Raw genomic sequence first — 14308 nt, 5'->3', positions numbered from 1 at the left:
ATGAGAAAAGGCGATAGAGAAGAAAATTTTGAAGAAAAAGTTAATGCTGCTTTTAGAGAAGAAAATTTTAAAGAAATTGGTGAATTAATTGGCGAAGGAATTGACACTGCCATTAATGTAACTAGATCTTCTATTAGCAAATTTATTAATAAAAATAAGAGAAATTTGCCTTATAGCATTCAAAATGATGACAGAATAATAAATCAAAATCCCAAGACTGTTAAAAGAGTAAAGATGTGGGGATCTGTTGCAAAAATTTCAATAGTAGGTCATCTTTTTGCATTTTTTGGATTTCTTATAGACATATTTGATAACTTTTCATTTATAAGAGACGATTTACCGCTTTTAATTTTTTGGGTTATTCCTGCCCTTGTAGTTTCTTTTTATGTAAATTATAGAGTTAAAAAGAGCAAGGACCAAATAATTAGATTTAGAAAATATAATCGTGAAATTGGGAATAACACTGTTATACCAACAGCTGATCTTGCAGCAATTACTGCAAAGCCAATTGATTTTACTATAAATGATCTCCTAAACATGATTGACAAAGATTATTATATGCAAGCGCGAATTGTAGAAAATGGAGAACTTTTTATATTGGATGCAAAAACTTATAAGCTTTATAAAGAGGAAATGCTTCGCGACCCGAAAGAAAGAATGGAAGAAATAGAAAATAATGAAAATAGTATTCTTGTTGAAGATTATTTGGTGAAGGCAAGAAAAGATGTTACAACTCTCACAGAAATGACTTCAAATTTAAAGGAGCCCATGAAGAGTAAAGTCAATGAATTTTTGCAAATTGTCAGCAAAATTTTTGAACTATTAAAGGAAAATCCAAGCACTGCAGGGGATTTAGACAAGACAATAAATTACTATCTGCCAACAACTGTAAAATTAGTAGATTCTTATCTAAAAATGAGCGAAAAACCGACAGAAATAGTTAAGTCTTCTCTAAAAGATACAGAAGAGACTATGGATTTAGTGAATGATGCTTTTATGAAAATTTTAGACAATATCTACCAAGAAAAAGTTATGGATTTATCAAGCGATATGAGCGTTTTAAAATCAATGCTCAGACAAGAAGGACTTTTAGATGAAAAGGACTTTAATTTAGGAGGAAAGTAAAATGGATAAAGAAATAAAATTATCCCTAACAGATGATTTCGGAGAGTTAAATAAAGAAAATGAAATCGAAGAAATTAAAACAGTTGATGAAAAAAATGAGTTGAGATTAAGTCCAGAAGAGGAAAAACAAGTTGAAGATTTTGCAAAGACAATTGATATTACAAATTCAAATATAGTTTTACAATATGGAGTTGGTTCACAAAGAAAAATTTCTAACTTTTCTGAAAAGACACTTGAAACTGTTAAGACTAAAGACCTTGGCGAAGTTGGAGATTTACTATCTGGCGTTGTAAATGAATTAAAAAGTTTTGATGTAAGTGAAGAGGACAATAAATTAGTTGGATTTTTCAAAAAACAATTAAACAGTGTAACATCACTAAAGACTAAATATGATTCGGCAGAAAAGAATGTTAATAATATTATAAAGACTTTGGAAGAACATCAAGTAACTCTTATGAAAGACATTGCAATGCTTGACCAAATGTATGAACTAAATGAAAATTATTACAAGGAACTTAGTATGTACATACTTGCCGGCAGAAAAAAATTGGAAGAAGCGACAAATGTTGAACTTCCAAAACTTCAAGCTAAGGCACAAGAAACAAATTTGCCAGTGGATGCACAGAAAGCTAATGATTATGTAAATATGATTAGCCGATTTGAAAAGAAGCTTCACGACCTTGACCTTACAAGAATGGTTTCAATTCAAATGGCTCCTCAAATAAGAATGGTTCAATCTTCAAACACAGTAATGGTTGAAAAAATCCAATCTACAATTGTAAACACCATTCCACTTTGGAAGTCTCAAATGGTAATTGCACTTGGTGCAAATCATTCAAAGGAGGCAGCAAGAAGTACAAGGGAAGTTACTGATTTGACAAATAAACTTTTAAGGAAAAATGCAGAGACATTAAAGCAAACTACTGTTGAGACGGCAAAACTTTCTGAGAGAGGAATAGTTGACATCGAAACAATTAAGCACACTAATGATCAATTAATTTCTGCACTTAATGAAGTTCGTCAAATTCAAATCGAAGGTCATAAAAAACGTGAAGAAGCTTCTGTTGAACTTAGAAGAATAGAAGAAAATTTAAAGTCATCTTTAATAGAAATTGCAAATAAATAATAAATATAAAACCGAGAAAATGTGATGCTCAATAAGTTTTTTAGTCCAACTTAATGAGTTCGGCATAAATTCTCGGTTTTTGTATAATTATCTAAAACTAATTTTTCCATCTTCAATGGAATCAATAATCGCAAGGGAAAGCAAATCGTATCCCATTTCTCTAATAATTTTTCCACCATCTTGAAAGCCCTTTTCAATGGCAACAGAAATTCCCACGATATTTGCGCCAGCTTGTTTTGAAACATCTATTAAACCCTTGAGTGCATTTCCTTCTGCTAAAAAGTCGTCGATAATAAGTAAATTGTCTTCAGATGATAAAAATCTTTTTGAAACTGTAATAGTATAATTTTTCTTTGTAGTGAAAGATTCTACTTTTGATTCATAGACATCGTCGCCAATATTTAATGTTTTTTGCTTTTTACAAAAAACGACCATGGCATCGTCAAGATGTTTTGATGCAACAGTGGCAAGGGCAATGCCACTTGCTTCAATTGTAAGTATTTTATTAATTTTTTTATCTTTAAAATAATTTGTAATTTCTTCAGCAAGTTTATCCAAAAATTTTATATCAAGTTGGTGATTTAAAAAAGAATCTACCTTTACAATATTTCCATCTAAAATTCGTCCATCGTTAATAATTCTTTCTTCTAATAATTTCATTTTACACCTCAAAATTTATTTTAAGACATTAACAAGAAGTAATCAAGAGTTGTGATTATTTATTAAAGAATTACTTACTATGATATAATAAAGGCATGAAGTACATATTATTTTTATTAATTTTTTTAGTATCATGCACAAATGAAAAAATTTTAGACAGTGCAAACTATAAAAATATTAGTGCAGAAATTATTTGCACAAAGGGTTGTTTCGCAAAGGATTTAATAATAAAAAAAGATGGAGAAAAGTTTATCATTGATGTTTATAATTTAAAACCTTGGAAAGTTGATTTTTGTAATGTTGACGGAGGTGAAGTAGAAATTGCTCTTGGCGTTTACAAAAAGACGCCCTTTGACCAAAATCTAGCTAAGAGATGTTTTTTATACAATATTGATTTTAAAAATAAGAAATTAATACCAAAACTTAGGATATCAAGATTACATAATCCAATTACAGATTTTAATCTTTGCGACATTGACGGAGATGGTCGAGATGAAATTATTTCGATAGAGAAAAATATTAAGGGTGAATATCTATTTGGAGTATATGACTGGACAAATTTTTCCTTTGAAAGAAATTATTGTAGCATTATTTTAAAAGATGAGCCAATCTTTTTAGATAAGGAGAAAAAAGTTGAAATTAATGGAATGAAAAGTGATTTATTTTTAGAAGGAGATGAGGTTAAATGGAAGTAAAGAAAAAATTATTGATAACTTCAGTTATTGCAATTTTGCTTTTAACAGCTTGCAAAAATGACAAGAGCAAGGTGCCGGAAAAAGAAACTTCGAAAATTGAATTGCGGGATACAAAATTTTTAGACGAAATGGAAAATAAAACTACATATATTGATTACAAAGCATCTAAATTTACGCCAAAAGTTGATGATTATAAGATTGCTGGTGATTTTAGCAATGTTGAAAATATTTCCAAATTTGGAAACTTTACAAGTAAACAAAAAGAGATGCTTTTAAAAAACGGATTTACAATTACTAAACCAAAAAATCAAGAGAATAATGAGTACAGTAAAGACTCTTGGAATTATGAATTTGACCAAATTCACCAAATTTATGAAGATAATGAATATAATTATTGGCCGAGCTTTGTAACAACTGATTCAGTAACTCATATCTTTCATATTTTTTATGATGGATTTTTAAGGAGCTTGGAAAGGGAAGAGTTATATCCAAAATCAATTGAATTAAATAAAAATTTGATTGTGGAAAATATTAAAATTTATGATGAAATTGAGAATAAAGAATTAAAAGACTTGCAAATTAAAAATATTGCTTTTGTGGCAACGGGACTTAAACTTTTGGGATATGAACCTGAAAATTTGCCAAAAGAGGCAAAGGATTTAATGGATAAGGAAATAAAAAATGTAATTTCAGAAGAGATAGCAACATCTGCAATAAGTGATAGAGATGTAGATTTTTCACAACTTATACCAAGAGGACATTATACTCGTGATGAAAAATTAAAAAAATATTTTATGGGAACAATGTACTTTGGTCAAGTTGGATTTTTTATTGAAAGCGACGGAGAAATGGATAAAAATAGCATTTTACAAGGCCTACTTCTTACGCACTCAATATATAGAAATCCTAAAAATTTAAAAAATTGGGAAGATTTAGTTGAACCAATAGATTTTTTAGTTGAAAGTGCCGATGCTCTTTCTATAAGAGAATACGCAAGAACGCTTTACGGAGTTTATGGAAAAGATTTTAACATCAACAAATTAGATGATGAGAAAAAATTAACGAGTGCCTATGAAGTTTTAAAGGCATATCCAGATCCGAAGATTGCAGGATTTTTGGGAAAGTCCTTTAGATATATGCCACAAAGAGCAGTAATAGACAGTGTACTTATGCAAAATGTGGTGGATATTGCAAGTGAAGATAAGCCATCTGATAGACCAATTTATTCTGGTTTAGATTTAATGGCTGCCTTTGGAAATGAAAGGGCAAGAGATATTTTAAATAAGGATTCTTACAATTCACATTGGGATAAATATAAAGAGAGAACTGAAGGAAATATTTTAACTGTGAATAAAATGGAAGATAAACAATGGCAAAAAAATATGTATCGTGGTTGGCTGTGGATGCTTGATGCTTACGACCAAAAATTTGGCGAGGGTTATCCAAGGTTTATGAGAAATGAAGCTTGGGAGAGAAAGGATTTAGTATCTGCTCTTGGTTCTTTTGCAGAATTAAAACACGACACAGTCCTTTATGGCAAGGCTGTTATTGCTGAAATGGGTGGCGGAGAAGATGAAGAAATTCCAAAATCCTATGTTGAACCTAATGTGGAGCTTTATGAAAAATTAAATTGGCTACTTGAGTTTACTAAAACAAATTTAAAAAGTCGAGAAATGTTAAGTGAAAATCTCGAAGATAAAATCAAGAGATTTCAAACTATGGTAGTAAAATTAAGAGATCTTTCTATAAAGGAACTTCAAGAGGAACCCTTTACAGAAGATGAAAATCAATATTTATTATACATTGGTGGAGAAATGGAAAGCATCATGGTGGATTTTGTAAAATCATCTGATGAAAACCAAATTTCTTCTTGGTATGAAATAGAAAATGCGACAGACAGAAGAATGCCAGTTGTAGTTGATTTAATGAGAATTGTTGATAATAATGTTGGACTTCCTGAGGGCGAAGTTTTCCACATAGGAACTGGAAAGCCAATGGAAATTTATGTAATATATCCTCATGAGGGTAAACTTTACATGGGTAGAGGTGCAATTTTTTCATATTACGAATTTATAAATAAAAATCGACTAAAGGATGAAAAGTGGCAAGAGATGGTTTATAATGATGCAACAGATTTTCCTAATTGGTACAATGATCTTGTTAAAGAAGAAAAAGAAATTCCATAATTAATTGCTATTATGGTGGAGTTTATTAGTAAGATTTTAATTCAAAATTAAAATTAGAATTTAACATATGTTATAATATTTTGAGGTGATAAAATGCTTTTAGAATTAGTTGAAAAGAGAAGAAGTATAAGAAAATTTACTGACGAAGAGGTTTCTGAAAAAGATTTAAGAGAAATTTTAAATATTGCACTGCACGCTCCGACGGCAAAACATAGAAATTCAGTTAGATATATAATTATTAGAGATAAAAAAAGACTTGAAGAGCTTTCTCATTATAAAAAAAATGGTGCAGCCTTTTTAAGTGGCGCCAATGTTGCCATTGCTGTTTTAACAGATAGTGAAATTGCACCAAATACAAATCATCAAGATGCATCTATTGCTGCAACTTTTATTTTGCTTGCTGCAGCTGATTTAGATTTAGGGGCAACTTGGGCAAATGTTGTTGATGCAAAGCACGAAAGTGGAATTACTGCACAAAAATTTTTGCGTGAATTTTTTGGCTTAGAGGATAAATTTGATGTTGAGCGTGTAATTGGAATTGGTCATCCAGCAGAAGAAAAGTCAGAAAAAGTTCCCTTTGAATATAAAGAAGTTGTATTTGAGGATCTAAATGATAAAGTTAAATAATTTAGAAGAAACGGAAAGATTTGGGAAATTTTTGGGCGAAAATTTGAATCCAGGAGATGTTCTTTGTTTAAATGGTGATTTGGGAGCGGGAAAGACTACTCTCACAAAAAGTATTGCCCTTGGACTTGGCATAGAGGATTATGTAACTAGCCCTACTTTTACAATAGTAAATGAATATTATGGAAAGGTTAATCTATATCATATAGACACTTATAGATTGGACGATAAAGTAGATATGGATTATCTTGGCTTCGATGAATATTTTTATTCTGAGGGAGTTACAGTTGTTGAATGGGCTGAGAAAATTAAAGATGCCCTTCCAGAAGAATACATTGAGATAAATATTTCATCAAAAGAAGATAAAAGAAAGCTTGAAATTAACTTTATTGGCAGTAGATTTGAAAAGCTGAAGGAGAAATTAGATGAAAGTTTTGGGAATTGATACTTCTACAAAGACAACTGCAATTGGATTAATTGAAGATAATGAAGTATTATGCGATTATAATTTAGCGGGTAGAATTGCTCATTCAGAATCTGTTACAGATATGATTGAAGAAATTTTTAGAAAATTTGAATTTACATTAGATGATATTGATTTAATTGCGGTGGGAATTGGGCCTGGATCCTTTACGGGACTACGAATAGGAATAACTATTGCCAAGGTAATGGCCTTTGCTTTAGATAAAGATGTAATTGGAGTTTCTTCTCTTGTTGCAAATGGAATGTCTGATTATGGAATTGTTGCAACTATTGTGGATGCGAGACGAGGAAATGTCTATGCATCAATAATAAAAAATGAAGAAAAACCAGAAATTTTATTTGAAGATGAAATTCTTTCTTTTGAAAAATTTAAAGGTGAATTAAATAAATACGAAGAAATTACAATTTCAGGTCTTGACGGCGATAAATTTATTGAAAAAATTAAGGGAGGAAAGCTCTCAAAAAATAAAAATATGAGGGGAGCAAATATTGCAAAGCTTGGCTTACTTGATTACGAAAAAAATGGTCCAATGGACGCATTTAATTTAGTGCCCAATTATTTAAAAATTTCTCAGGCAGAAGCACAATATGAAAAAAATCACGAGAATAGCAAATAAAAAGGATGTAGATGCAATTTATGAAATCGAAGTAGAAAACTTTGAGTTTCCATGGTCAAAAAATTCCATAGAAAATGCAATTGTAAAAGATGATTTGCAGGATATCATAATTACTGAAGTAGATAGAAAAATCGCAGGTTATATTAGTTATATGATAGTATTTGACGAGATACACATTGCAAATGTAGCTGTAAAAAGTGAATTTCGTGGGCAAAAAATTTCTCTCGACCTCTTTGATTTTTTGACAAAGATGGCAGATGAAAAGAAACTAAAGATTACTTTAGAAGTTGAAGAAAAAAATAAAATTGCATTTAATTTATACAGAAAATATAATTTTAAAATCTTAGGAAAAAGAAATGATTATTATGGCATTGACAGAGATGCTTATATAATGTGGAGGGAGTGATGAGATGAAAATTTTGGCAGTAGAATCCTCATGTGATGAAACTTCAGTGGCCGTCGTGGAAGATGGCCGCAAAGTTTACTCTAATGTAATTGCATCCCAAATTGATACTCACAAAAAATTTGGCGGAGTTGTGCCTGAAATTGCATCAAGACAACATGTTGAAGCTATTAACACAGTTTTAAAGGAAGGTCTTGAGGAAGCAGGAGTAAAATTATCAGACATAGATATTATAGCAGCAACAAAGGGACCAGGACTTATTGGTGCACTTTTAGTTGGACTTAGTGCGGGAAAAGCTCTTGCACTTTCTACAGGCAAGCCCTTTGTCGGTGTGAATCATATAGTTGGCCACGTGTGTGCAAATTATATTTCCTTTAAAGAATTGGAGCCACCCTTTGTTGGATTAATAATCTCTGGTGGACACACTTATTTAATCGAAGTAAAGGATTATGTGGATTTCACACTTCATGGCAGAACTGTGGACGATGCAGTGGGAGAAGCCTTTGATAAGGTTGCAAGGTCTTTAGGGTTAGCTTATCCAGGAGGTCCAGTTATTGATTCTCTTGCAAAAAAGGGAAAGGAAACAATTGAATTTCCAAGGGTAATGATAAAGGAAGACAATTATAATTTCTCTTTTAGCGGGCTTAAAACTGCTGTTTTAAATTATTTAAATAGTGCAAAACTTCGAGGAGAAAAAATAGTTGTAGAAGATGTTTGTAAGTCCTTTCAAGAGGCAATAGTTGATGTTTTAATTGAAAAGTCCTTTAGACTTGCTAGAGAAACTAAGATGGATAAAATTGTTCTTTGCGGAGGAGTTTCTGCAAATTCAAGAATTAGAGAAGCTTTTGAAGAAAGGGGCAAATCTGAAAATATAAAAATATTTTATCCAGATTTAAAACTTTGCACAGATAACGCAGCAATGATTGCCTCAGCTGCATATTACGAGTACATTGCAGGCAAAGTTGATGAAAACAATTTTGCAAATCCTAATTTAGGGTTAAAATAATTTTGATTGAGCATTTGCAAGAGCCATTATAAAAGTTTGCAATATAAAAGTGCATTTCTGCACTTTTATAGGTTATTAATAAATTTTAAAATTTCAATCTTAGAAAGGTCCTTTTCAAAAACTTCTAAGTGGTCAATGCCCATTATGTCGTGGGCATTTTTTATGCCCTGTTGCACTAATTTTTCTATTGAATAAAGTTCTCCAAAGTCAGAATTTTTTGAAGAAATGAAAAACAAATTACAAATTTTATTTACACTTCTATTATAACTTTCACCAGGAATTTTTTTGTAGTTTTCAAAAACTGAAATACTTACATTTTTAAGATTAAATCTAAGATCGGCATATTTTTCTTCCAAATTAAACAACTTAATAAGCTCAAAGAAAAAGTCCTCGCCATTTAATGCATTAAAGACATTTCCAACAAAAATAGAGTTTTTATTGGGATTTAAAACTTTTAAAATCACTCTATTTCCAATTATTTTTGCAGAGATACCAGACTTTACTTTGAAAATAAAGAAGTCGCTATCTTGCAAATTTTTCTTTAATTTATTTATAAAGGAGTCGTCAGAAAATTCTAAATTCACATAGAGGATCGATGAGTCAGTAGTCTTTCCTTCGATTTCTTTGTAAATATTTTGAGAAGAATAATTATCCTTTGAAAAGTAAGTATTTAAAATTTTTTCAGGGATATTAGTAGTATTTCCAAGTGCCAAATTTGATAAATATGTTGGCGATTCAATGGAAATAATGTCCTTTAAATCAGTGTAAACTTCATCTATTTGTTCATTTTTTTCAAAAGTGAGCTTATCTACATAATTATCAGTTGAATTAAAGTCTATAAATTTATAATCTTCATAAAAATTAACGCCAAGTTTTTTTAAATAATCCTTAATAATTTTGTGAATTTTATCTGAATTTAAGTCAAAATAATTTTCTGAACCAATATAATCAATTATAGCTTCCCTTAATTCAGATACGGGAGAAGTTGCCTTTAAATTGTAGATGCTTGCTAAATAATAAAATAAATTTGAATCTAAAAAGTCAGAGAACAAAAAGTATTTTTCAATGGAACTTTTATCGTCAAAATCAATGGGAGATAGTAGTAGTTTATATAATTTTCTTTTGCTATTTTCGTCTACATTATTTACTTTTAAAAATTGATTCAAAGACAAACCTAAAATAATTGGTTTTTCCTTTTTTTCCATTTTTTTTAAAATATTATTTACTTCATCTTCATTTAAAATATTTTTTAGCATTTCTAAGGTATTTTTAAAATTAAATTCTGAAAATCTATTGTCAAAGGTTTCGTAATTATTTTCGCCTTCATTTATTTTTATAAATTCATTAAAGTGCTTTGTGTAAATATTTATATTAAGAGGATTTAGATTTGCGTGATTAATAAGAGCGTAAGCTAGGGCTAAATTGCCAAAACCATCGCCAAGTAAGTAAGCTTTTGAGTTTTCGTCACGATTTGGCATGAGAATTTTCACTTCATCATCGGAGACTTTTTTTGCAGCAAAAATAGCAGCAGAAATTGTTGCAGCTGCAATTGCTAATTTTTTAATGTCATCTTTTTTTGACATAATCTCACCTCAGTTTAAGTTTACCCAATTTTAACAATCATTAATTTATTAATTCTAATTTGTTAAATTGTTTTATTACAAGTATAATAACAAATGGAGGGATTAACGTGAAAAATTATAAATTAATTGAAGAAAAATATATAGACGAAGTTGCATCAAATTGCAAAGTCTATTCTCATATAAAAACTGGAGCAAGGGTACTTACTCTTGAAAATAATGACGAGAACAAAGCCTTTGGCATTGGTTTTAGAACGCCACCTGAAAAGGGGAATGGGGTATGTCATATAGTTGAGCACTGCGTACTTTCTGGCTCAAGAAAATTTAAAACTAAAGAACCCTTTATGGATTTAATCAAGTCATCGTTACAAACTTTTTTAAATGCTATGACTTTTCCAGATAAAACAATTTATCCTGTATCAAGCAGAAACAAAAAAGATTTTTACAATTTAATGGATGTATATTTAGATGCAGTTTTTTATCCAAGCATATACGAAGAAGAAAAAATATTTCTTCAAGAGGGTTGGCATTACGATTTAAAAAACAAGGATGATGAACTAAAATACAATGGAGTTGTCTACAACGAGATGAAGGGAGTTTATTCCTCTTCAGAAAATATTGTGTCTGATGCCATGGTTTTTGCTCTTCACGAAAATTCAAGCTATGGTGTAGATTCAGGTGGAGATCCAAAACTCATTCCTACATTAAGCTATGAAGAATTTAAAAATTATCATAAAAAGTATTATCATCCATCAAATTCTTACATTTATCTCTATGGAAATCAAAATATGGAAGAGGCACTGGACTTCATTGATAAAAATTATTTAGCTGACTTTGATAAAGAGGAGATTAATTCAGAAATTATTTTAAATGATGAATTGAAAGAAACTAAGGATGTAGAAATAACATTTTCTGCATCTAAGGAGGAAATGAAGGAGAAAATTGATTACCTTTCAAAGGGTTGGACTATTGGTTACGCAGATTCTAAGTTAGATGTATTTATGCGTGATTTTTTGGCGGAACTTTTAATAGACGCTCAAGCTGCACCAATTAAAAAGGCGATTTTTGAAGCAGGACTTGCTGAAGATGTCTATTCAGAAACTTCATCTTCTTTTCCACTTGATTTATCAATAGTCTTAAAAAATACAGATGCAGATAGAAAAGATGAATTTTTAGAAATCTTAAAAAATACACTAAAGGATTTAGTGGAAAATGGAATTGATAGAGATCTTTTGGAAGCGACTTTAAATAAATTTGAATTTATTTTTAGAGAAGGTGGCGGCACACAAAAGGCGATAATATATTATATTAGAGCTCTTAATTCTTGGCTATATGATCAATCTCCACTGGATGCTCTATATTATAACGATGTATTAAATGAAGTAAAAGAAAAACTAAATGATAATTTTGTAGAAAATTATATAAAAGAAAAATTATTAGATAATGTTTATTCTGTAAATTTAGTTGCAAGACCTGAACTAAATAAAAATGACAGAGAGGAAAAAGAATTAAGGGAAAATCTTCAAACAATAAAGGAAAAAATGTCTAATGAAGAGAGAGAAGAAGTTATAAGAAAGAGCATTGAACTTGAAAAGTATCAAAGCGAAGAAGACTCACTTGAAGCAAAAAAAACAATTCCATCTCTTGAACTTTCTGATATAGATGAGAAAGTTACAGATTATAAACCTGAAGAGGACAAAATTGATGATGTAATTTATTTAAAATCAAATCAAGAGACAAATGGAATAGTTTACACTACCATTTCACATGACATTTCCTTTATAAAAAGGGAAGAAATTGAAACAATGTCTTTACTTCTTTCGATAATTGGACTTATTGATACCAAGAACTATTCCTACGAAGAATTAAATAATGAAATTTACAAGGCAACTGGTGGCATAACATTTAATCCAACAGTTTATGTCGATTCAAAAGACAAGGAAAAATATTCTCTTAGAATGAATGTGAAGATGAAATCCACAGCAGAGAATGTAAAAAGAGGGCTAGAGATTGTAGATGAAATTATTTACAATTCTATGCTTAATTCAAAGAAGAGAATTAAAGAACTTTTAAATATTTTAAAATCAAGAATTGAATCCACGATGTTACAAAATGGACATCAATTTATAATTTCAATCTTAAAATCCTATTACTCAAAAGTTGCAGAGATTCAATCTCATATAGGCGGCTTAGATTATTACAATTTTATGAGAGATTTAGCAGAGAACTTTGAAGATAGATGGGAAGAATTTGAAAAAGATTCAGAGGCAGTTTATGAAAAATTATTTGCAAGAGATAATTTAATAATTTCTACTGTGGGAAATATTTCTGACTTAAACAAGATTAAAGCTGATTTAAAAGTTTATATAGACAAATTAAAAGTAGAAAATATTAAATTTAACGACTATGATTTTAAATGTGAAAATAAAAATGAAGGACTTTACACAACTTCAAATGTTATTTACGCATCAAAGGGCTACGACCTTGAAAAGCTTGGCATAAAATATTCAGGGGATCTTACAGTTCTTGCAAATATTTTAAATTCATCCTACCTACACAACGAAATTAGGGCAAAGGGTGGAGCCTATGGTGCAGGAATTAATATTGGACGAAATGGTGAAATGGCAACTTATTCTTACAGAGATCCAAATTTGAGAAATACAGTAAAAGTTTACGATGCCATTGGAAATTTTGTCGAAAATTTAAAGATGTCAGACGAAGACTTAAAAGATTTTATAATTGGTTCAATGAATGCCTTTGACCCACTTCTTTCACCAGAGCAAATTGGAGATATAAATTTATCAAGATTTATAACAGGACTTACAATAGAAGATTTGGAAAAGTCTAAAAGAGAAGCTTTAAAAACTAATATTGAAAAATTAAATTCCTATGGCAAAGTATTTGATGAAGCTATGAAAAAAAATTATCTCGCAGTTTTTGGCAGTGAAAGCATAATTAGAGATAGTGCAGATCTATTTAAGGAAATTAAGTCCATTAAATAGTTGGAGGTTTTATGATAAATTATCATGAAATATTAATAAAAATTGAAAAGTTAATGAAGGATGCCTCAAAAATTTTCTTTGAACTTGACCCAAAGAATAATTTTGAGATGAAGGGTAGAAATGATTATGTAACTGAAGTTGATTTTAAAGTACAAGAATTTTTAGAAAAAAATCTTTTAAAATTAATAGAAGGTTCAAACCTCTTGGCAGAGGAAAAGGACAAATCAAAATCTGAAATAAAAGAATATACTTGGGTTTTAGACCCAGTTGACGGAACAACTAATTTAGTTCACGAGTTTAATCATTCAGTAATAAGTCTTGCACTTTTAGAAAATTCACAAATTATAATTGGAGCGATTTACGACCCCTTTAGAGATGAATTTTTCTCTGCAATAAAAGGTGAAGGTGCAAAATTAAATGGAAGTGAAATAAAAACTTCTGATTGTAAAAATTTTTCCGAGGCTTTAATCGGTTCAGGAACTGGCGGAGGAAGGGTTGGCCGTGCTGATGAAACTTTTGAAATGCTAAGATTTATTTACAACAATACAAATGGAATTAGACACATAGGCTCTGCTGCACTTGAAATGTGTTATGCTTCTTGTGGGAGGTATGATGCCTTTATAGATGACGGATTAAATCTTTGGGATTACGCCGCAGGAACTTTAATAGTAAGAGAAGCAGGTGGATTAGTCATAAATATTCATGGCGAAGAAGTTGGATGCGAAAGATTTGGCGGAATAATTTGCGGAAATAAAAATATTGTAGAGGAACTTAGGAGATTCGTATATTAATAAAAATACA

At 30.1% G+C, this 14308-nt stretch carries 13 protein-coding genes; 11 read left to right on the top strand and 2 right to left on the bottom strand.

Going from position 1 to position 14308, the window contains the following annotated elements:
• Positions 1-1125, top strand: coding sequence for a 5-bromo-4-chloroindolyl phosphate hydrolysis family protein (locus ACQRC6_RS06715; protein ID WP_427848279.1), 1125 nt, complete (start codon positions 1-3; stop codon positions 1123-1125).
• Position 1126: 1 nt separating this feature from the next.
• Entirely contained in the window at positions 1127-2251 is a 1125-nt protein-coding gene (locus tag ACQRC6_RS06710) for a toxic anion resistance protein (protein ID WP_427848278.1), read from the top strand.
• 87 nt (positions 2252-2338) lie between these two features.
• Here the strand turns inward: ACQRC6_RS06710 and ACQRC6_RS06705 are convergent, their stop codons facing one another.
• Entirely contained in the window at positions 2339-2911 is a 573-nt protein-coding gene (locus tag ACQRC6_RS06705; protein ID WP_427848277.1) for a xanthine phosphoribosyltransferase, read from the bottom strand.
• Positions 2912-3006: 95 nt separating this feature from the next.
• Between ACQRC6_RS06705 and ACQRC6_RS06700 the strand changes: the two genes are divergently transcribed.
• The 7 genes from ACQRC6_RS06700 to tsaD all read left to right on the top strand — a co-directional run bounded on the left by ACQRC6_RS06700 (position 3007) and on the right by tsaD (position 8925).
• Positions 3007-3606 (top strand): hypothetical protein, encoded by a 600-nt coding sequence (locus tag ACQRC6_RS06700; RefSeq protein WP_427848276.1) that lies wholly within the window; start codon positions 3007-3009, stop codon positions 3604-3606.
• A complete protein-coding gene (locus ACQRC6_RS06695; RefSeq protein WP_427848275.1) occupies positions 3597-5792 on the top strand; it encodes a DUF3160 domain-containing protein in 2196 nt (731 codons plus the stop codon). Before ACQRC6_RS06700 ends, ACQRC6_RS06695 begins: the two co-directional genes overlap by 10 nt.
• A 93-nt stretch (positions 5793-5885) precedes the next feature.
• The gene (locus ACQRC6_RS06690) at positions 5886-6419 is read left to right on the top strand and encodes a nitroreductase family protein (protein ID WP_427848274.1); all 534 of its coding nucleotides are present in this window, start codon (positions 5886-5888) and stop codon (positions 6417-6419) included.
• Entirely contained in the window at positions 6403-6861 is a 459-nt protein-coding gene (gene tsaE / locus ACQRC6_RS06685; protein ID WP_427848273.1) for a tRNA (adenosine(37)-N6)-threonylcarbamoyltransferase complex ATPase subunit type 1 TsaE, read from the top strand. Before ACQRC6_RS06690 ends, tsaE begins: the two co-directional genes overlap by 17 nt.
• Positions 6842-7516: a tRNA (adenosine(37)-N6)-threonylcarbamoyltransferase complex dimerization subunit type 1 TsaB gene (gene tsaB / locus ACQRC6_RS06680; protein WP_427848272.1), complete on the top strand. Its 675-nt coding sequence runs from the start codon at positions 6842-6844 to the stop codon at positions 7514-7516. The genes tsaE and tsaB overlap by 20 nt, the downstream gene beginning before the upstream one ends.
• Entirely contained in the window at positions 7488-7922 is a 435-nt protein-coding gene (gene rimI / locus ACQRC6_RS06675) for a ribosomal protein S18-alanine N-acetyltransferase (protein WP_075659054.1), read from the top strand. The genes tsaB and rimI overlap by 29 nt, the downstream gene beginning before the upstream one ends.
• 4 nt (positions 7923-7926) lie before the next feature.
• Complete coding sequence (gene tsaD / locus ACQRC6_RS06670; protein ID WP_427848271.1) at positions 7927-8925, top strand: tRNA (adenosine(37)-N6)-threonylcarbamoyltransferase complex transferase subunit TsaD; 999 nt, start codon at positions 7927-7929, stop codon at positions 8923-8925.
• 65 nt (positions 8926-8990) lie between these two features.
• Here the strand turns inward: tsaD and ACQRC6_RS06665 are convergent, their stop codons facing one another.
• A complete protein-coding gene (locus ACQRC6_RS06665) occupies positions 8991-10508 on the bottom strand; it encodes an oleate hydratase (protein WP_427848270.1) in 1518 nt (505 codons plus the stop codon).
• 107 nt (positions 10509-10615) lie between these two features.
• Here ACQRC6_RS06665 and ACQRC6_RS06660 point away from each other — a divergent pair, with 107 nt between their 5' ends.
• Positions 10616-13507: an insulinase family protein gene (locus ACQRC6_RS06660; protein WP_427848269.1), complete on the top strand. Its 2892-nt coding sequence runs from the start codon at positions 10616-10618 to the stop codon at positions 13505-13507.
• Positions 13508-13518: 11 nt separating this feature from the next.
• A complete protein-coding gene (locus ACQRC6_RS06655; RefSeq protein ID WP_427848268.1) occupies positions 13519-14298 on the top strand; it encodes an inositol monophosphatase family protein in 780 nt (259 codons plus the stop codon).
• Positions 14299-14308: the final 10 nt, after the last annotated feature.

The sequence above is a fragment of the Peptoniphilus sp. SGI.035 genome (genome assembly GCF_050315115.1).
Lineage (GTDB): Bacteria > Bacillota > Clostridia > Tissierellales > Peptoniphilaceae > Peptoniphilus_A.
Note: the sequence above shows the minus strand (reverse complement) of the source record. Positions and strands in the feature narration are given on the sequence as shown.